16 protein-coding genes are annotated in these 18878 nt (G+C 65.0%); 2 read left to right on the plus strand and 14 right to left on the minus strand.

Going from position 1 to position 18878, the window contains the following annotated elements:
* The first annotated feature begins 295 nt into the window (after nt 1–295).
* On the plus strand, nt 296–841 hold the full coding sequence (locus C7H85_RS08585) for a CAP domain-containing protein (protein WP_106729271.1): 546 nt from the start codon (nt 296–298) through the stop codon (nt 839–841).
* 22 nt (nt 842–863) lie between these two features.
* On the opposite strand, the gene C7H85_RS08590 is transcribed toward C7H85_RS08585, so the two are convergent.
* The 5 genes from C7H85_RS08590 to C7H85_RS08610 all read right to left on the minus strand — a co-directional run bounded on the left by C7H85_RS08590 (nt 864) and on the right by C7H85_RS08610 (nt 6026).
* A complete protein-coding gene (locus C7H85_RS08590; protein WP_106729272.1) occupies nt 864–1955 on the minus strand; it encodes a 2OG-Fe(II) oxygenase in 1092 nt (363 codons plus the stop codon).
* 80 nt (nt 1956–2035) lie between these two features.
* A complete protein-coding gene (ada, locus tag C7H85_RS08595) occupies nt 2036–3124 on the minus strand; it encodes a bifunctional DNA-binding transcriptional regulator/O6-methylguanine-DNA methyltransferase Ada (protein ID WP_106729273.1) in 1089 nt (362 codons plus the stop codon).
* A 148-nt stretch (nt 3125–3272) separates the two neighbouring features.
* Nucleotides 3273–3494 (minus strand): osmotically-inducible lipoprotein OsmB, encoded by a 222-nt coding sequence (osmB, locus tag C7H85_RS08600; protein ID WP_210433600.1) that lies wholly within the window; start codon nt 3492–3494, stop codon nt 3273–3275.
* Between the two features lie 119 nt (nt 3495–3613).
* A complete protein-coding gene (locus tag C7H85_RS08605) occupies nt 3614–4627 on the minus strand; it encodes a type I asparaginase (RefSeq protein WP_106729274.1) in 1014 nt (337 codons plus the stop codon).
* A 1-nt stretch (nt 4628) separates the two neighbouring features.
* Nucleotides 4629–6026 carry an aspartate ammonia-lyase gene (locus tag C7H85_RS08610; protein WP_106729275.1) on the minus strand — a complete coding sequence of 466 codons (1398 nt, stop codon included), beginning with the start codon at nt 6024–6026 and terminating at the stop codon, nt 4629–4631.
* Nucleotides 6027–6377: 351 nt separating this feature from the next.
* Between C7H85_RS08610 and C7H85_RS08615 the strand changes: the two genes are divergently transcribed.
* Nucleotides 6378–7190 (plus strand): helix-turn-helix domain-containing protein, encoded by an 813-nt coding sequence (locus tag C7H85_RS08615; protein WP_106729276.1) that lies wholly within the window; start codon nt 6378–6380, stop codon nt 7188–7190.
* Here C7H85_RS08615 and C7H85_RS08620 read toward each other — a convergent pair.
* The 9 genes from C7H85_RS08620 to ftsZ form a co-directional block, all read right to left on the minus strand.
* Entirely contained in the window at nt 7187–7594 is a 408-nt protein-coding gene (locus tag C7H85_RS08620; RefSeq protein WP_106729413.1) for a hypothetical protein, read from the minus strand. The two genes, C7H85_RS08615 and C7H85_RS08620, sit on opposite strands and share 4 nt — an antisense overlap.
* Before the next feature lie 36 nt (nt 7595–7630).
* A complete protein-coding gene (locus C7H85_RS08625) occupies nt 7631–9871 on the minus strand; it encodes a DUF6351 family protein (RefSeq protein ID WP_106729277.1) in 2241 nt (746 codons plus the stop codon).
* A gap of 120 nt (nt 9872–9991) precedes the next feature.
* The gene (gene rraB / locus C7H85_RS08630; RefSeq protein ID WP_106729278.1) at nt 9992–10336 is read right to left on the minus strand and encodes a ribonuclease E inhibitor RraB; all 345 of its coding nucleotides are present in this window, start codon (nt 10334–10336) and stop codon (nt 9992–9994) included.
* Nucleotides 10337–10368: 32 nt separating this feature from the next.
* Complete coding sequence (locus tag C7H85_RS08635; protein ID WP_106729279.1) at nt 10369–11088, minus strand: 1-acylglycerol-3-phosphate O-acyltransferase; 720 nt, start codon at nt 11086–11088, stop codon at nt 10369–10371.
* 101 nt (nt 11089–11189) lie between these two features.
* Nucleotides 11190–12857: a methyl-accepting chemotaxis protein gene (locus C7H85_RS08640; protein ID WP_106729280.1), complete on the minus strand. Its 1668-nt coding sequence runs from the start codon at nt 12855–12857 to the stop codon at nt 11190–11192.
* A gap of 153 nt (nt 12858–13010) precedes the next feature.
* A complete protein-coding gene (gene secA, locus C7H85_RS08645; protein WP_106729281.1) occupies nt 13011–15737 on the minus strand; it encodes a preprotein translocase subunit SecA in 2727 nt (908 codons plus the stop codon).
* 55 nt (nt 15738–15792) lie between these two features.
* A complete protein-coding gene (locus tag C7H85_RS08650; RefSeq protein ID WP_146140434.1) occupies nt 15793–16644 on the minus strand; it encodes a M23 family metallopeptidase in 852 nt (283 codons plus the stop codon).
* Between the two features lie 69 nt (nt 16645–16713).
* Entirely contained in the window at nt 16714–17637 is a 924-nt protein-coding gene (gene lpxC / locus C7H85_RS08655; protein WP_106729283.1) for a UDP-3-O-acyl-N-acetylglucosamine deacetylase, read from the minus strand.
* A gap of 97 nt (nt 17638–17734) precedes the next feature.
* Complete coding sequence (gene ftsZ, locus C7H85_RS08660) at nt 17735–18874, minus strand: cell division protein FtsZ (RefSeq protein WP_106729284.1); 1140 nt, start codon at nt 18872–18874, stop codon at nt 17735–17737.
* Nucleotides 18875–18878 lie beyond the last annotated feature (4 nt).

Below are 18878 nucleotides of genomic sequence, written 5' to 3' on the forward strand. Positions count from 1 at the left end.
CCGCCCGCTGTCTTGATTGATCTACTATTCGGAACAGCTATTTAGACCGCTTGTCATGACCGATGCAAGCGGCCAAAGGGCCCACTCCGCCGACACGCTGTAAATACGCTCACACATGCCATCCCTGGCATGTGACGGTCGGCGGAGCGGCTCCCTTTGTCCTCCTTTCTGGCATGGGTGTTGTCTTTTTGGGCCAATCCGTAGGATCATCATCCTTCTGAAAGCGCCCGCCGCTGGGCGCTTTTTATTGGCGCCCGGTACACTTAGGGTCTGTACTCCTGCCGCGAGCCGCCTTATGCACCTCGTCCATCTCAGCCTGCTGACCCTGCTGCTGACCGCCTGTGGCGGCCCGGCCACCTGGGCCCCTGGCCCCATCTCCGTCATCACGCCGGATGCCGGACTGCCCGGTCCCGGCGTCCTCACCCAGGACCAGCGCCGGGTGCTGCTGGAAGCCCACAACAAGGCACGGGAGGAAGTGGGGGCGCCGCCCCTGGGCTGGTCGGCCCATGCCACCGAACAGGCCGAACGCTGGGCCGGGGCACTGGCCCGGCGCTGCGTACTGGAGCACAGCCAGGGCTCGGGCTTTGGCGAAAACCTGTTTATGGGCACCCTCGGCTTTTATGACGAGCTGGACGGGGTCAGGGCCTGGGAAGAGGAGAAGCGGGACTATCGGGGCCAGCCGCTGACCCGGGCGTTGGCCCCGGTGGTGGGCCACTACACCCAGATGGTCTGGCCTGCCACCCGGGAGCTGGGCTGTGCCACCTCGGTCTGCGACGACAAGCTGATCCTGGTGTGCCACTACCACCCGCCGGGCAACTACCTGGGGGAAAGGGCCTACTGAATTGGCGCGCTGTTCGCCAAGGCTAGTCCCCGCGATCCAGGGCATGCAGGTTTTCCTCCCTCACCCTGGCCGCTTCCTCGTCGTACAGGAACGGCAGAAAGGCGTAGCGTCGCCCCCGGGTGACCGGCGTGGCCTCGTGCAGCAGGGAGCAGGAAAACACCACCGCGCCCCCCGCCGGCGGGCTGTAGCTCTGGGGCCCGAATTCGGGAAACAGCAACTGGCCGCCCTCGAACTCGCCGCTGTTGAGTACCAGGGACACGGCAAAACGCCGGTGGGCCGTACCCTGGGTGGTGTTGTCCCGGTGGCGACGGAAATGGCCGCCGCTCTCGGCCTCGTAACAGGCCACGATGTAGCGCTCGATGCGGGTCGCCCGGAACTGGAACGCCTTGTGCACTTCCGGCAGCAGCCGGTACTGGAGCCGGGTTCTGCAGGCCAGCATCAGCTGTTCGTCGGTGATGTCCTGATCGCGCCGGCGTTTGTGCAGGTGATCATGGACCTGCACCGTCTTGCCGTCGATATCCCGCATAAAGCCCGACTCATAGCCCCCCTCCCGCTCGTAATAGCCGATCAGGGCGCGGCACAGCTCGGGCTCGAACACCCGGGGGACGATCAGGATGGGGGCGTGAGACACCGCGGTCCAGGTCGGCGCCAGCGGCGGCAGCACCGACAGTACCCGCATCAGCTCCAGCATGTGGTTGCCGGCCCGCTCGCCGAACGGCAGCACGGCGAAAACCCGTAGCCGCTCGTCCAGCACCAGGGTAAAGCGCCGATAGGACGACGACGCCTCTCCCGCCGCGCCATACAGGCGGCTGACGCCCCCGTCGAAATCCCAGAAGATGCGCATGCCCGGCAGCAAGGCCGCCAGCCGTCCGCTGCTCTCGTCCTCGGGATCCGTGCTGACGCCGAAAAAGCAGATATTGACGTCGTCGAACACGCTGCGATGCCGGTCTATCTCCCCGAGCACATCCCGGCCAAGCGGATCGGCGGCGGAGCCGAAGAAACACAGCACCACGTGGCGGCCGGCCACGGTGTTGAACTGAAAACGGGGATTGCTGGTGGTGCGTGCCACGAACCAAGGTGCGGATTGCCCCACGTGCAACAGATTCTCTTGCATCACCTGCCCTCCATGGCAGCCTGCCCGGGCGGGCAGTATCTGGTGCTGGCAGTATAGCCCAGCCGGCGGCAACTCTCCCCTCAGTCCGCCGGCCCGGGTGCCGGCAGCGCCTCGCCCTCCCGCTCCAGCAATTGTCGCTTGCGCGCTATGCCCCAGCGATAGCCGGACAGGCTGCCGTCGCCACGCACCACCCGATGGCAGGGAATGGCCACCGCCAGCGGGTTGGCGGCACAGGCGGCCGCCACCGCCCGCGCCGCCCGGGGGCTGCCGATACGCCGGGCAATGTCGGCATAACTGAGGGTCTCGCCCGGGGGGATCTGCTGCAACGCCTGCCACACCCGCTGCTGGAAGGCGGTGCCGCGAATATCCAGCGGCAACCCCACCCCCAGGCGGGGACACTCCACCATGGCCACCACCCGGGCCACCAGTTGTTCGAAATCGACATCGCCGCCGATCAGGTTGGCGGCGGGAAAGCGATCCTGCAACTCCCGCAGCAGCGCTTCCGGCTCATCACCCAGTTGAATGGCGCAGACGCCCCGCTCGCTGCACGCCACCAGGATGGCGCCGAGCGAGCACTGGCCGACGGCGAAGCGGATATCGGTATCCTGGCCCCCGGCGCGGTAGCGGCCCGGAGTCATGCCCAGCAGACGGGCGGATTGTTCGTAGAAGCGACTGTCCGAGCCGTATCCCGCCTCATAGATGGCATCGGTCACCCTGTGCTGCCGGGCCAGCTCCCGCCGCACACGTTCGCCGCGCCGGGCCAGGGCATAGGCCCGGGGCGTCACCCCGGTTTCGGCCTTGAAGCGGCGATGCAGGTGGCAGGGGCTGAGTCCGGCGTGACCGGCCAGCTCCGCCAGCGTGGGGAGCCGTTCCGCCTGCTCGATATAACGGCACAGGGCCGGGATCAGTGCCGGCTCCCCGCTCGTCGGCTCCGGCCGGCAACGCTTGCAGGGCCGGTAGCCGGCGGCCCGGGCCGCGGCACCGCTGGTGTAGAAGGTGACGTGTTCGGGCCGGGCCTGGCGCGACGGGCAGGAGGGCCGGCAGTAGACGCCGGTGGTACTGACCGCATAGCAGAAATGGCCGTCGGCCCGCGCATCCCGGCTCAGCACCGCCTGCCAGCGGGGATCGCGCTGCACCGCCTCGATATGGGCCGCCTTGTTGCTGTCCATGGCATTGTCCTTGGCTGTAGTGGGTCACCCCCTCAATGTAGCCCGCTCCGTGGCCGGGGGCACTCCGGCTCTTGCGGTTGAATCCGGGAGCTCGAAAATGAGGCAGCCTAAGTTGTGGACTATATGGCGTTCCAGGGTGGGCCGGGGATTATTTCTTGTCCTTGGTCTCGACCTGGTTGCCGATAACCCCACCCACCACGGCTCCGCCTATGGTGCCCATGGTGCTGCCCCCGGTCAGGACAGAGCCACCCACGGCACCGGCACCGGCGCCGATGGCGGTGTTGCGATCCCGATCCGACATGTTGCTGCAGGCCGACAGACCGAACAGCAGGGCGGCGGCAACGGCTCCCGTCATTATCTTGTGGTTCATCATCTTGTCCTCGGCGGTGTGGGTCATTGGTCATAAAGACCGGTCCTTATAGTGTAAGCATTTCATGATGAACCAACCTCCGCCGCGGGACGCCGTCCGCAGATAACTGTCGTGTGGTGTCAGACGGCCATCATCTCCCCCCGCAACGGCCGGCACATCAGCTCGCGCACCCGGGCCGGATCCTGCTCCATGGCGAGCAGGTAATGCAGCTTGGCAAAGGCCGCCTCCAGGGTAAGATCGCCGCCCGGGGTCACTCCGATGCGGTTGAGGCTGTTGCCGGTGGCATAGGTGCCCTGATCGACCTTGCCGTAGAGGCAGTGGGTGCGGTTGACGATCACGATGCCCCGCTCCACCGCCGCCGCCAGCGCCGCCATCAGCTCGGTATTGGCGTCCGGCGGATTGCCGACCCCGAAGCTGAGCATCACCACCCCCCGCAGCGGCGCGTGCTCGAGCAGGGCGCGGGCGGCGCGGGCACTGATGCCCGGGTAGAGGCTGAGCACCGTCACCGCCTCTGGGTCGAATTCGGGAATGCGGAAGCACAGCGGCCCGGCCGGCAGCAGCAGCCCGCGATCCGGTTCCAGGCGGATGCCCGCCACCCCCAGCGGCGGCAGGTTGGGTGAGGCGAAGGCGTCCAGCTCGGTGGCCTTGAGCTTGGTGGTGCGGTTGCCCCGCAGCAGCCGGCCGTTGAAGTAGATGCACACTTCCGCCAGCCCCGGCGCCACGCACAGGTGCAAGCCGTTGATCAGGTTGTCCAGGCCGTCGCTGCGCCGCTCCGACAGCGGGATCTGGGAGCCGGTGATGATCACCGGCTTGTCCTGCCCCTGCAGCATGAACGACAGCGCCGAGGCGGTGTAGGCCATGGTGTCGGTGCCGTGCAGTACCAGGAAGCCGTCGTAGTCCTGCCAGTGCACCACCAGCAGGCCGGCGATCTGCGCCCAGTGCGCCGGCGTCAGGTTGGCGCTGTCGATAAGCGTCTGCAGCTCGATCACGTCGAACCCGGGCAGCTCGGGCTCGCCGCTGTCCGCCAGCCGCTTGCGCAGCAGGGCGGTGAAGTCCAGGGACGGCTTGTGCCCCTCGCTGGTGGCCCGGCAGCCGATGGTGCCGCCGGTATGCAGTATCAGTACCCGTCCCATCTCAGGCCTCCACCGGCGCCACCATGGCCGCCGGGCTCAGGATCGCGGCCAGTTGTTCCTCGCTCAAGAGCCCTTCCTTGCGCACCAGCTCGGCGACGCCGGCGCCGCTCAGCAGGGCCAGGCCGGCGATGCGGCTGGCGTTGTCGTAGCCGATATGGGGCACCAGGGCGGTGACGATGCCGATGCTGTTCTGCACGTGGCGGGCGCACTGGGCCTCGTTGGCCTCGATGCCGCGCACGCAGCGCTCGTCCAGCATACGGATGGCCTCGCCCAGCATGCGGCAGCTGTTGAGCAGGTTGTAGATGATCAGCGGCTCCATGGCGTTGAGCTGCAGCTGGCCGGCTTCCGCCGCCAGGGTCACCGCCAGATCGGCGCCGATCACCTGGAAAGCGGTCTGGTTCATCGCCTCGGGGATCACCGGGTTGACCTTGCCCGGCATAATGGAAGAGCCGGGCTGCATGGCCGGCAGCATGATCTCGCCCAGGCCGGTGCGCGGACCGCTGGACAGCAGGCGCAGGTCGTTGCTGAGCTTGGATAGCTTCACCGCCAGCCGCTTGAGTACGCTGGAGAAAGTGACGAAGGCACCCATGTCGGAGGTGGCCTCCACTAGGTTGCCCGCCAGGCTCACCGGCTGGCCGGCAATCCCGGCCAGCTCGGTCACCGCCAGCCGGGCGTAGCGCGGGTGGGCGTTGATGCCGGTACCGATGGCGGTACCGCCCAGATTGACCTCGCACAGCAGCCGGCAGGCGTCGTCGATACGCGCCTCCTCCTCGCCCAGATTGACAGCGAAGGCCTCGAATTCCTGGCCCAGGGTCATGGGCACCGCGTCCTGCAGCTGGGTGCGGCCCATCTTGAGGATATGGCCGAATTCCAGAGCCTTGGCCGCCAGGCTCTGCTGCAGGCCGGCAATGGCTTCTTTCAGCGGCTGGGCGGCGAACACGATGGCCAGCCGCGCCGCGGTAGGATAGGCGTCGTTGGTGGACTGGGAGCGGTTGACGTCGTTGTTGGGGTGCAGTTCCTGATACTGGCCGCGGGCGAAGCCGAGCTTGTGCAGCGCCAGGTTGGCGATCACTTCGTTGGCGTTCATGTTGGTGGAGGTGCCGGCCCCGCCCTGGATCAGATCCACAATAAACTGGTCGTGCAGCTCGCCTTCGATGATATCGGCGCAGGCGGCCTCGATGGCGGCGGCCTTGTGTTCGGGCAGCAGGCCGAGCTGGTGGTTGGCCTGGGCGGCGGCGGCCTTGACCATGGCCAGGGCCCGGATCAGCTCGGGAAAGTGGCTGATGGGCACGCCGGTGATGTTGAAGTTCTGTTTGGCACGCTGGGTCTGGATACCGTACCAGGCCTCGGCCGGCACCTGCTGTTCGCCCAGAAGATCGTATTCGGTACGTGTTTGCATTTGGCTTCTCCACCGGCTTGCACTGTTGTTTGACGAGTCAGACGATCGGGATCCCGAACAGGCAACGGAAGGATACAGCTAAGCCGACCGTCACATGCCATGAATGGCATGTGCGAGCGTACAGGGATGTATTCACAGCGTGTCGGCGTGCTGTGCCTTCCGGTGCCTGAGCGCGTTCGCACAGGTTCATCTGTTGGCGTTATTACAGCAACAAGGGGGGCTGGCGGGGAATTTGACGCCCTGTAGCAAAGTGGCGCTGTGTGGTGCACTGGCTGCATCAATCAGATACTGTTGCACTCTGTTGCAGAAAAGTGACTTTGGGTACACTGGGCCCAGTTTCGGGGAGCCGCCATGCATCAAGATTTCGCCAAAAACCTGCGCCTGTTGTGCAGCTACTACAAGTCGGTGGCCGAGGTATGCCGCAAGCTCAAGGTCAACCGGCCCCAGTTCAACCGCTACCTGAGCGGCCGCTACAAGCCCTCGGCCCACAGCCTGCGCCGGCTGTGCGATTTTTTCGGGGTGGAGGAGCATGAAATACTAATGCCCCACAGCCAGTTCGAGCTGCTGATCCAGGTGCGGCCACGACCGCGGGAAGAGGAAGAAGAACACCCGGAGCTCAGCCACCTGGCGCTGCTGCAGGCCAACTCCCAGGGGCTCGACAAATACCTGGGCTACTACTTCGAGTACCACCATTCCATGGCCTTCCCCGGCAAGATACTGCGCAACCTGGTGTGCCTGGAGCAACGCGGCCAGGGGGTCTATTACCAGCGTACCGAGCGGCTGCAGCAAAGCCCCGGCGAGCGGGTCTATCACAGCAAGTACCTGGGCATGGCCCACCTGCTGGCGGATCGGATCTTCCTGGTGGACTACGAGTCGCTCACCCGCAACCAGTTGACCCAGACCATACTGATCCCCACCTTCAAGAGCCGGGTCGGCCGGCTGAGCGGCCTGCGCCTGGGCGCCTCGGCCAGCGGCGAGCGTATTCCCAGCTGTACCCGGGTGGTGCTCGAATACCTGGGCCGCAAGGTGGACATCCGCCGCACCCTGGCGCTGTGCAGCACCTTCGACGCGGACAGCGGCCACATCGCCCCGGCCATCCTCGCCGCCATCGCCAACGACATGGCCCCGGGCGAGCATCACTTCCGCGCCCGGCACTGTTTTTAGACCACCGGCAACAATCCCAGCCAGAGCAGCCGTACCACCGCCACGTTGGCCAGGCTGACCAGGCACAGGAAGGCCACGTAGATCATCACCAGCGGGCGGAAGTAGTTGCCGCGGGCGTGGCGGATCATGCCCTGCTCCTCCTGGATCCGGCGGTGGGCGCCGGCAATCCGGGCGAACAGAGCCAGTTCGAAGTGCATCAGGAACAGGGTGATCAGCGACAGCACGGTACCGAGCAGGGGCGCTATCAGGATCCAGCCCTGCAGCACCCGGGTGATGTCGGGCTTGAGGTAGGGCACGGCGCCCAGCAGCACCACGGCGGCGGTGATCTGGAACAACTTTTTCCAGATGTGGTCGTGGCGGTATTTGTACTCATCCCACAGCAGGGCATCCCGGTCGTGTTGCATCTGCACTGGCTCTCTCCCTCCCGAACAGGATGCCGACTATAACACGGGATCCAGGCCGAGCTCAGCCTCCGTGGGCCGGGCCTGATCACCCCGGCGGTAATCGCAGACGCCGTCGGGAAAGATCTTTTCCAGCATGGTCCGATAGGGACGAACCTCGACCTCGCCGTAGAGCCCCAGCGCCATGGCCTCGGCCACCGGCATCAGGGCGCAGCGGAACAGATCCCCGGCCAGCGGGCTGCCGGCCACGTTGCGCGGGCTCCGGTAGGGGGGGTAGGCCCGCAGGCAGGGACCGGACTCGGCCGCGCCCAGCCAGGGGCCCCGCCAGACATCCGGGCCCCGGGCAATCAGCCTGCCCTCTCCGTCCCAGCAGGCGTCCTCGGCGTCCGCCGGACGGTGCCCGGCGGCCAGCCAGCGCTCCAGCAGGGCAAAGGCCGCCGGGGTGGAATCGAACGGCTCCAGACTTTGCCAGATCAGCATGTTGTCACTGTGACCCCGGGTACGTAGCAGGCGTAGCCGGCTCGACAGGCTGGCGAAGGAGTGGTGCATGTCGAGCTCGGGATCCAGGTAATGGCGGATATCGACGATCGGCAGATCCACTCGCCCGAGGAACACCTGGCCGGCGCGGTAGGCCGCCGCCATGGCTTCCCCCTGGCCCCGGCCGCGCGGCGCGACCCGGATCTCGTCCACCCGGTTCTCGGCGAACACCCGCAGCGGCACCGGTTTTATCCGCCGCATGTTGTGGTGGCTCCAGATGGAAGCCCGAGCCAGGCTGGTGTCGCCGGACAGCAGCCAGTAGCGCTCCTGGACCATGTCCTTCGGTGCCTTCCAGCTGCCGACGTGGGCGTTGAGGTGCAGGAACTCCGGCAGGCTCAGGTCGCCGGCCACCAGGGCACCGAGGCCGTACTGCACCCCGGTGTTGTCGTAGGTGCGATGGGCGAAGCCGTGTTCGTCCACCCCGTAGACATGGGCCAGATCGTGCCAGTGGCTGAAGCGGGCGCGGGCAGCCACCTCGGGGACATAGCGATGGGCATGGTGGGAATAGTGGGGATTGTTGGTCAGCGGCGCCAGGCCGCGCCAGCTGTGGCTGCATTCGGTGGCGCCCGGCGGCAGCGGCGGCAGGCGCAGCCCCAGCCCGGCCCAGCGCGCCCAGCGGTAATAGCGCCGCTCCCGGTTCTCGACCCGGCTGCTGGCCGACAGCCCCAGCACCAGGGTGCGGTTTTCCTGCACCTGCCAGCGGGAATTGTCCCGGGCGGTCACGTCGAAGTAATACTCCAGCAGCTCGCAGTCCAGCGCCCAGATGCTCTGGGTGATCATGTCCGGGTAGCTGTACTGGGGGATCAGCGCGTCCAGCAGCCCGGGATGGGTCTCGGCCAGCAGGTACTGCTGTACCGCTCCGCCGGAGGCGCCGATGCCCACGGTATAGTCGGGCCGGCCGTAGCGGGCCACGAACTGGGCCTTGGCCAGTTGCGCCGTATTGCCCGCCAGCCAGACGTTGTACTGGGTGGCGGTGACATTGGCGCTGGTGCCGAGCACCGCGTAGCCCTCGGCCAGCTGGTCCGTCAGCCGCCTGGTGAGGGTGCTCATCTTCATGTGCCCCTGGCGCTTGCCGATGCCGACACCGCCGCGGAAATGGAAAATTAGCCGCCGGTTCCAGTAACGGCTGCGGGTGTCGGCCACCGGCTCGGCGGGATCCGCCAGCATGGCAATGGCATAGAGGAAGCGGTTGAGGCTGCCCCGCTCTACCCGCAATACGAAGGGAATGCGCTCGCCGTCGTGGCTGAACCACGCCATGTCCGCCGGCAGGGGCCCGGCAGGCAGGGGCAGCAAGTCGTCACCGGCCACCGGCTTGTAGAAGTAATCCATACGGGTCGGGGTCAGGCAGTCCCGGCTGTAGCCCACTATGGTGCCTTTCAGCTTGCGCCCCTGTGCCTCGGCGTACACCGGGGTGCCGATCCCGTCCCGGTTATCCACTCGCGGCTGGCCCAGGCCGGACTCCTCGGTGCCGCAGGCGAAGGGATACTGCAAGGGACCCAGGCTAGGGTCGATGGGCCCCGTTTCGCCGGGCAGTACCGGCAGGGGGAAAGAGGACGGATCCAGCGGCACCCGGGAAGGATGGGGTCCGCGATAAGGTGGCCGGGGGGCCGAGGGATCGTAATCGGGCGGCAGGCGTTCGACCAGGGCATCCGGCGGCACCGGCAGCAGATCCTTGCCCAGCCAGTGGGACAGCGGCGAACAGCCGCCCAGCAACAGCGCCAACAGCAACCCGCCTTTGTGCATCGCCTTGCTCCCGGGAGGTGGTTCCCCCTATTTTAGTCGAGCGCGGCTTCGGCATGGCGGTCCCTCGGCGGGACCGTCTTGCCGGATGACACCGGTCAGGCAATGGTGCCCCCTGGCACCTTACTCCTCGAAGTAGGTGCCCCAGCCGTCGTAGTCGATGCCGTATTTCTCGGCGATGGGCAGCAGCAGGGCTATCTGCCGCATGATCGGCTCTTCGTCGAGGACACTGTCCTTGACCGCGTCGAAGCACAGCAGCACCTGGCCCCGCTCCAGGGTCAGCTCCTCGGCGTCGGTCACCTCGAACCCGGCCTTGAAACAGTCTACCGCCGCCTTTTCCAGCCGGTTGAAATCCTGGCCGGAAAAGTGATGCTCTATGGTGTATTCCACCTCGGGGTTACTGCCGTCTTCCAGCAGGGATTCGATAATGTTGCGGGTTTCTTCCCGCCAGTCCATCTGTTCGCTCATTCGGGGCTCCTGGGTGGTGATCTGGGCCAAGCTTAGGGCCGGCGCACTTCGCTGTCCAGCTCGGCAATACGCTCGGCAATCAGCTGACGACTGTGCTTGAGCAGCTCGCGCAGATGGCCGGGTTCATAGTCCTCAATGGCGATCGGCGGCATGATCTCGACGATCAGCTCGCCGTTGTCCCAGCGATTGAGATCCACCTGACCGAAATAGCTGGAGCAGGCGATGGGCACGATCGGCACCCGGGCCTGCAGCGCGATATGAAAGGCGCCAGTCTTGAACGGCAGCAGGCCCTTGCCCTTGCTGCGGGTGCCTTCGGGAAACATCCAGATCGATATGTTGCGCTGGCGGATCCGGTCCACCACGGTGCCGATGGTGCTCGCCGCCTTGGCCTTGTTCTCGCGGTTGATCAGCAGGTTGCCGCTCAGCCAGAACAGCTGGCCGAACAGCGGGATCCAGAACAGGCTGTTCTTGCCGATGGCCACGGTGCGCGGCATCACCGCCCCGGGCAGGGCGATGATGTCCCAGTTGCTCTGATGATTGGCAATGTAGACCGCCGAGTGCAGATCCCTGACGTGTTCGTATCCCCGCACCCGGACCTTGAGCCCCACCAGCGGGCAGGCCCGGTGGAACAAGCGCCCCAGCAGATAGACGTTGTTGGGATGACGCGGGCGCAGCAGGCACACCAGGGTACCCAGCACAAACACCGTTACCATGGCCAGGCCAAGCAGTAACAGCCTCAGCAGCTTTAACATGAAGGATCCTCGCAATTTGGGAGTCGGCAGTATACTGAGGGGACCCGGAAGGGACAAGAGCGGCCCGGTTTCCCCGGCCGCTTCGCTTGAGGTGCCGAAGGTCAGCCGACCCTGGCCTGGTTGTGCTCCAGGCGGAAACCGGCCACCAGTTGCTGCAACTGGGCCGCCAGGGCCGCCAGCTCGTTGCTGGCGCTGGCGGTCTGCTTGGCGCCGGCGGCGGTCTCGCCCCCCATCTCATGAATGCTGGAAATATTGCGGCTGATATCCTCGGTCACCGCCGCCTGTTCGTCCACGGCGGTGGCGATCTGGGCATTCATGTCGTGGATGGTCTGTACCGCCCGGCTGATGGTTTCCAACGCCTGTTCCGCCTGCCGGGCGCTGGCCACCGTCTGCTCCGCCTGGTGCCGGCCGCTGTGCATGGCGGTCATGGCCTGCTCCGCATCCGATTGCAGCCGGCCGATGGTGGTGACAATTTCCTGGGAGGAATGCTGGGTCTGCTCCGCCAGGTTGCGCACTTCCGCCGCCACCACCGCGAAACCCCGGCCCTGCTCGCCGGCACGCGCCGCCTCTATCGCCGCATTCAGCGCCAGCAGATTGGTGCGGTCGGCAATTTCCTGGATTACCGCCACCACCGAGCTGATCTGGCTGCTGCTGTCCGCCAGGGACTGCACCACCTGGCCGGTGGACGACACCTCCTCCGCCAACCGGATAATGGAGCCCACGGTTTGCTGAACCACCCGCTTGCCCTGTTCCGCCGCCTCGAAGGCGGCCCGGGCCGACTCCGCCGCCTGCCCCGTGTTATGGGACACTTCCTGCACCGTCGCCGACATCTCGTTGATGGCGGTGGCCACCTGATCGGTGTCCTGCTGCTGGCGGGACAGGTTGCTGCTGGTCTGCAGCGACACCGCCGAGGTTTCCTCCGCCGCCGCGGCCAGGCTGTTGCTGGACTGGTGGATATGGCCGATCAGCTCGCGCAGCCTGCTGGTCATGTGATGCAGTTGGCCGTACACCCCGGCGCTGGACTTGCCGAAGCTCAGGGTCAGGTCGCCCTCGGCGATGCGCCCGGCCACCCGGGCCATCTCCGCCGGCTCGGCGCCCAGGGGCGCCAGCACCATCCGCCGCAGCGCCCAGCCCAGCACCAGGCTGAGCAGCACCAGCAATACCGACAGCGCCACCATGACGGCGACCATCAGCCGGTTGCGCGCCTCTTCGGCGGCGATGTTTTGATCCAGTCGCTGCAGCAACAGGGTGATGAACCGGTTCACCGAGGTGCTCATCACCGCGCTCTGTTCGTTGTAGTCGGGGCTGAACACCTTCTCCCGCGCCTGCTCCAGGCGGCCGGCGCCGGCCAGCTCGATGGCCTCCTTTTCCCGGGCGGCCATCACCAGCGTGGCCTGGCGGCCTTTTTCCAGTAGGGCCCGCTCCTCGTCATTCAGCGCCATCTCCTGCAGCATCTGCCGGTTCGAGATGGTTTTGCCGTCGATCCGCGGCTGGCGCCCCTCGGTCATCGCCAGGACATTGTGGTACAGCTGCAATTCGGCGCGATCTCCGGTAACCACATAGGAGCGGATGCGGGAAGACAGCTGGCCGGACATCATCCGCAGCAAGTTGGCCGAGTTGAAATAATCGAAGCGCTGTTGCTGCGCCTGCTGTACCCCTTGCTGGGATTGCAGCAGCAGGTAAAGGGCTCCGCCCAGCGTGAGCGCGAACAGCAGCACCACCCCGAGAATCAGCCGGATAATGGCCTTGAGGCTCAGATTGCCCGTCATGTATATTCTCCCACCCACAAAAGTAAACAATAATGAACACAATAATACGTGTAATTATGCGCTAATTGTTACAGAAGTGAAATACACGGAAAGGGCTCGCCGGAACGAAAAGGCCGCCCGGAAAGGCGGCCTGGATAGCGGAGGGAGCCGGGTTCAGCTCAGCCGGCCGTGGCACTGCTTGTATTTCTTGCCCGAGCCGCAGGGACAGGGATCGTTGCGCCCCACCTTGTCTCCCTCGCGCACGAAGGGAGCGCCATCGCCCCGGGGGGGTGCCGGCTCGCCCTCGGCCAGCGGATTTTCCGCCTCCGCGTGGCTGTAGCTCTGGGGCCGCTTCTCCGCCGCCTCGCGCCGCCTGGCATCGGCCGCTTCCACTTCCTCCTGGCTCTGTACCCGTACCCGGCTGAGGATGCTGACCACCTCCCGTTTGAGGTTGTCCAGCAGTTGGGTGAACAGCTCGTAGGACTCGCGCTTGTACTCCTGTTTGGGATTTTTCTGGGCGTAGCCGCGCAGGTGGATGCCCTGGCGCAGGTGGTCCATCGCCGCCAAGTGCTCCTTCCACAGGTTGTCCAGGGTCTGCAGCATCACCGAGGTTTCGAACTGGCGCAACACGGACTCGCCCACCACCGCCTCTTTGTCCTGGTAGGCCTTGGTGGCGGATTCCAGCACCCGCTCCTTGAGCTGTTCGTCGTGCAGCTTTTCATCCTGCTTCAGCCAGTCGCCGATGGGCAGCTCCAGGGCGAAGTCGACCCGCAGCCGCTGCTCCAGCCCGGGCACGTCCCACATTTCCTCCAGCGACTGGGGCGGGATGTACTCGTCGACGATGGCGCTCAACACGTCCTCGCGGATCACTTCGATGGTGTCCTTGATGTCGCCGGAATCGAGCAGCTCGTTGCGCTGTTCGTACACCACCTTGCGCTGGTCGTTGGCCACGTCGTCGAACTCCAGCAGGTTCTTGCGGATGTCGAAGTTGCGGGTTTCCACCTTGCGCTGGGCATTCTCGATGGCCCGGGTCACCCAGGGATGCTCGATGGCCTCGCCCTCTTCCATCCCCAGTTTCTTCATCATGGCGGTGACCCGGTCGGAGGCGAAGATGCGCATCAGGGCGTCTTCCATCGACAGGTAGAAACGGCTGGAGCCCGGGTCGCCCTGGCGGCCGGCCCGGCCGCGCAGCTGATTGTCGATGCGGCGCGACTCGTGCCGCTCGGTGCCGATGATGTGCAGGCCGCCGGCGTTGATCACCGCCTCGTGGCGCAGCTGCCAGTCGGCCTTGATGGCGGTGATCTGGTCGGGGGATGCCTCGCCCAGGGCGTCGATTTCCGCCATCCAGCTGCCGCCGAGCACGATGTCGGTACCCCGGCCGGCCATGTTGGTGGCGATGGTCACGGCGCCGGACCGGCCGGCCTGGGCGATGATTTCCGCTTCCTTGGCGTGGAACTTGGCGTTGAGCACCTGGTGCTTGATGCCTTCCTGCTTGAGGATATGGGACAGCAGCTCGGAGTTTTCGATGGACACCGTGCCCACCAGCACCGGCTGGCCCCGCTCCACACAGTCCTTGATGTCGGCGACGATGGCCTTGTATTTCTCGGGCGCGGTCAGGTAGACCAGATCCCCCATGTCCTTGCGGATCATCGGCTTGTTGGTGGGGATCACCACGGTGTCCAGGCCGTAGATGTGCTGGAACTCGAAGGCTTCGGTGTCGGCGGTGCCGGTCATGCCCGCCAGCTTGTCATAGAGGCGGAAATAATTCTGGAAGGTGATGGAGGCCAGGGTCTGGTTTTCGTTCTGGATCTTGACCCCTTCCTTGGCTTCCACCGCCTGGTGCAGGCCCTCGGACCAGCGCCGGCCCGGCATGGTGCGGCCGGTGTGCTCGTCGACGATCACCACCTCGTTGTCCTGCACTATGTAGTCCACGTTGCGTTCGAACAGGGTGTGGGCGCGCAGGCCGGCGTTGACGTGGGCCAGCAGCACTATGTTGCCGGCGGAGAACAGGGAGTCCTCCTCCGCCAGCAGCCCCATGCGCTTGAGTTCTTCCTCCACGAAGATCTGGCCGTTTTCGGTGAGCAGCGCCTGCTTGTTCTTCTCGTCCACCGTGTAGTGGCCGTCGCCGGTGTATTCCTCGGTGTCTTCCTTGTCCTGCTTGACCAGCCTGGGGATCAGGGTATTGATGCGGGTATAGAGTTCGGAGCTGTCTTCGGCCGGGCCGGAGATGATGAGCGGAGTACGGGCTTCGTCGATCAGCACCGAGTCCACCTCGTCCACCAGGGCGTAGTACAGCGGCCGCTGCACCCGCTGCTGGGGGGTGAAGGCCATGTTGTCGCGCAGGTAGTCGAAGCCGAATTCGTTGTTGGTGCCATAGGTGATGTCGCAGCCATAGGCCTCGCGCTTTTCCCCATGGCTCATGCCCGGCAGGTTGCAGCCCACGGTCAGGCCGAGGAATTCAAACAGCGGCCGGTTGGCCTCGGCATCACGGCGGGCCAGGTAGTCGTTCACCGTCACCACGTGCACGCCGCGGCCGGTCAGGGCATTGAGGTACACCGGCAGGGTACCGGTCAGGGTCTTGCCTTCACCGGTCTTCATCTCGGCGATCTGGTTGTTGTGCAGCACCATGCCGCCGATCATCTGCACGTCGAAGTGGCGCATCTCGAAGATCCGCTTGGACGCCTCGCGCACCGTGGCGAAGGCTTCCGGCAGTATCTGCTCGAGGCTTTCCCCCTGTTCCAGCCTGTTGCGGAACTCGGCGGTCTTGGCCTGCAGTTCAGCATCGGACAGCGCTTCGAACTTCGGCTCCATCGCGTTGATTTCATTTACAACTTTGCGCAGCCGCTTGAGGGTTCTGTCATTACGGCTACCGATTATCTTGGTGAAGAGTTTGGTAATCATGCTTGGCCAATTATGATGTTGGAAGATAAAGCCCCGCTCAGGCGAAGCCGGAAAACTAGTGGGGCAGAAAACGCGCCGGATCCAGCTGCTTGCTCCCTTTCAGCACTTCATAATGCAAATGAACCCCGGTTGCACGCCCGGTCCGCCCCATCAGGGCGATATGTTGTCCGGCTTCGACCCGCTCGCCGACCTGCACCAGTTGGGTGTCGACATGAGCATAGCGGGTCATCCAGCCCTGGCCATGATTGATCTCGACCAGGGAGCCGAAGGCAGGATGGTATTCTACCGCAGAGACCACCCCGGCGGCAGTGGCGGCGATGGGTTGCCCCTGCCTGCCGGAAAAATCCATGCCCTTGTGCCAGCGGGTCCGGCCGGTAAAGGGATCCCGCCGCTGGCCGAATCCCGAGCTCATGCGCGCCTGGTGGCCGGGCACCGGATGGCCGTGGATCTGGGTGATTTCGTTTATATGGAGATTAAGCAGCAGAGATTCAAGGGCGACGAGGGTCAGGCCGTAGTCCTTCGCCTGGCCGGACAGCCGGGTCAGGGCCTGGTTCAGCTCGGCAAAGCCGTTGAAGGGACGCTTGAGCAGGTTGACATCCACCCGCTGCAGGGGCAGTTCGTCGCTCAGATCGTAATCCTGCACCAGCCGCTGGCCCACCACCGTCAGTTGGCCCAGATCCGCCTGCAGCTGGCCCAGGCGCTGGCCGATGCGACTCAGTTGCTGCTGCTGGCTGCGCTGCTGCTGGGCCAGTTGCAGGCTCAGTAGCTCGCGCTGCTGGCTGGCCGACTGCCACTGACTGAAACAATAGATCACCAGGGGCAACTGGATCAGGGTCAGCACCAGCAGCATCCACAGCCAGGGTGAACGGGGGGCCGAAACGGCGGGAGCAATTACGGAATGGGTCATCATGTACACTACAGAGGAAAAAAACGAAACACGCCGGCGCGGAGAGAAGCCGGCGTGTTCAGGACATCATCAGGCGGGATTATACGCGGTGTCGTAATAACGAATGGGCGATTCGGCACCCTGTTCGTCAAAGGTAACGATTTCCCAGGCCTCGGCGTTGGCCAGCAGGGCCCGCAGCAGGTTGTTGTTGAGGGCATGGCCGGTCTTGTAGGCACGGAACTCACCCAGGATGCTGTGGTTGCACATGTAGAGGTCGCCGATGGCGTCCAGCATCTTGTGTTTGACGAACTCGTTCGGATAACGCAGGCCGTCTTCGTTCAGCACCTTGTAGTCGTCCAGCACCACGGCGTTTTCCAGGCTGCCGCCCAGCGCCAGGTTCTGGGAATGCAGGTACTCGATGTCGCGCATAAACCCGAAGGTCCGGGCCCGACTCAGCTCCTTGACGAAAGCCGCGCCGGAGAAATCCAGCGTCAGGTGCTGACTTCGGCCTTCGAACACCGGGTGCTTGAAGTCGATGGTCAGATCCATCCTGAAGCCGCGACCATAGGGCCGGAATTCCGCCCACTTGTCGCCGTCCTCCACCCGCACCGGCTTTTTGATGCGAATGAAGCGCTTGAGCGCGTTCAGCTCGCGGATGCCGCCGGATTGCAGCAGATAGATGAAGGGGTGGGAACTGCCATCCATCACCGGCACCTCGGGTGCGTCCACCTCGATGTAGAGGTTGTCGATGCCCAGACCGGCCAGCGCCGCCGACAGGTGCTCTATGGTCGACACGCGAACCCCCTGCTCGTTGACCAGGGCGGTACAGAGCATGGTGTCCCTGACCAGATCGGCGTCGGCCCGGATCTCTACCTGGGGATCCAGATCGGTACGACGAAACACGATACCTGTGTTGGCCGGCGCGGGAACAAAGCGCAGCTGCACCTTGTGGCCGGAATGCAGGCCGATTCCGGTGGCCTGCACGGTATTCTTCAGAGTCCGTTGTCTAATCATAAGGTTATCCGCAAGTCAAAAAGGCCCGGTCCGAACCAAATTCAAATGGTCAGACATGTTAGCACAATAATCCGCCTGCGCCAATTGAGAGAGGTTCTCAATCGGCCTGTTTACGCAGGAACGCCGGGATATCCAGGTAGTCCAGATCGGTCTTCACCTGGGTGCTGTCGGCGTTCACCGCCAGCTTGCCGGACTGCTCTTCGCGCGGGCTGTCCATCCGGCGCATGCCGTTGTCGTCCCGGCTGGAGCCGGACTTCACCAGGGTGATGTCGGGCTTGCGCTCGGCACCGATACCGGTGGCCACCACGGTCACCCGCAGCTCGTCGCTGATCTCCGGATCCAGTACGGTACCCACCACCACGGTGGCGTTCTCGGAGGCGAAGGCCTTGACCGCGTTGCCCACGGTTTCGAACTCCTCGATGGTCATATCGAGACCGGCGGTGATGTTGACCAGAATGCCGCGGGCGCCGGCCAGATCCACGTCTTCCAGCAGCGGACTGGAGATCGCCTTCTCGGCGGCTTCCTCGGCGCGATCTTCACCGGTGGCGCTGCCGGTACCCATCATGGCGGTGCCCATTTCCCGCATCACGGTACGCACGTCGGCGAAGTCGACGTTGATCAGGCCCGGACGGGTGATCAGCTCGGCGATGCCCTGTACCGCCCCCAGCAGCACGTTGTTGGCGGCCTTGAAGGCGTCCAGCAGGGAGATGCCGCGACCCAGCACCTTGAGCAGTTTGTCGTTGGGGATGGTGATCAGCGAGTCGACGTGCTTGGCCAGCTCGTTGATGCCCTGCTGGGCGTAGTTCATCCGCTTCTTGCCTTCGAAGGCGAAGGGCTTGGTCACCACCGCCACGGTGAGGATGCCCAGCTCCTTGGCCACTTCCGCCACCACGGGGGCGGCCCCGGTGCCGGTACCGCCACCCATGCCGGCGGCGATAAACACCATGTCGGCGCCGTCCAGCAGATCGCGGATGGCGTCCTTGTCTTCCAGCGCCGCGTCCCGGCCCACTTCCGGGTTGGCCCCGGCCCCCAGGCCCTTGGTGATGGCCCCACCCACCTGCAGGGTGGTGTTGGCACTGGAGTTGCGCAGCGCCTGGGCATCGGTGTTGATGGCCAGGAATTCCACGCCTTCCAGGTTCTCGCGCACCATGTGCTCGACCGCGTTGCCGCCGCCGCCGCCGACGCCCACCACCTTAATGACGGCTTCCTGCTCGTGATCATTCATCAGTTCAAACATAAGA

Source organism: Zobellella endophytica, from assembly GCF_003012775.1.
GTDB classification, from domain to species: domain Bacteria; phylum Pseudomonadota; class Gammaproteobacteria; order Enterobacterales; family Aeromonadaceae; genus Oceanimonas; species Oceanimonas endophytica.

Bases quoted from the DNA above. Each gene is read 5' to 3' on its own strand.
- C7H85_RS08605 (WP_106729274.1), bottom strand. From the start codon at position 4,627: ATGGGACGGGTACTGATACTGCATACCGGCGGCACCATCGGCTGCCGG.
- C7H85_RS08585 (WP_106729271.1), top strand. From the start codon at position 296: ATGCACCTCGTCCATCTCAGCCTGCTGACCCTGCTGCTGACCGCCTGT.
- ada (WP_106729273.1), bottom strand. From the start codon at position 3,124: ATGGACAGCAACAAGGCGGCCCATATCGAGGCGGTGCAGCGCGATCCC.
- C7H85_RS08610 (WP_106729275.1), bottom strand. From the start codon at position 6,026: ATGCAAACACGTACCGAATACGATCTTCTGGGCGAACAGCAGGTGCCG.
- C7H85_RS08590 (WP_106729272.1), bottom strand. From the start codon at position 1,955: ATGCAAGAGAATCTGTTGCACGTGGGGCAATCCGCACCTTGGTTCGTG.
- osmB (WP_210433600.1), bottom strand. From the start codon at position 3,494: ATGAACCACAAGATAATGACGGGAGCCGTTGCCGCCGCCCTGCTGTTC.
- secA (WP_106729281.1), bottom strand. From the start codon at position 15,737: ATGATTACCAAACTCTTCACCAAGATAATCGGTAGCCGTAATGACAGA.
- rraB (WP_106729278.1), bottom strand. From the start codon at position 10,336: ATGAGCGAACAGATGGACTGGCGGGAAGAAACCCGCAACATTATCGAA.
- C7H85_RS08620 (WP_106729413.1), bottom strand. From the start codon at position 7,594: ATGCAACACGACCGGGATGCCCTGCTGTGGGATGAGTACAAATACCGC.
- C7H85_RS08615 (WP_106729276.1), top strand. From the start codon at position 6,378: ATGCATCAAGATTTCGCCAAAAACCTGCGCCTGTTGTGCAGCTACTAC.
- lpxC (WP_106729283.1), bottom strand. From the start codon at position 17,637: ATGATTAGACAACGGACTCTGAAGAATACCGTGCAGGCCACCGGAATC.
- C7H85_RS08650 (WP_146140434.1), bottom strand. From the start codon at position 16,644: ATGACCCATTCCGTAATTGCTCCCGCCGTTTCGGCCCCCCGTTCACCC.
- C7H85_RS08625 (WP_106729277.1), bottom strand. From the start codon at position 9,871: ATGCACAAAGGCGGGTTGCTGTTGGCGCTGTTGCTGGGCGGCTGTTCG.
- C7H85_RS08640 (WP_106729280.1), bottom strand. From the start codon at position 12,857: ATGACGGGCAATCTGAGCCTCAAGGCCATTATCCGGCTGATTCTCGGG.
- ftsZ (WP_106729284.1), bottom strand. From the start codon at position 18,874: ATGTTTGAACTGATGAATGATCACGAGCAGGAAGCCGTCATTAAGGTG.
- C7H85_RS08635 (WP_106729279.1), bottom strand. From the start codon at position 11,088: ATGTTAAAGCTGCTGAGGCTGTTACTGCTTGGCCTGGCCATGGTAACG.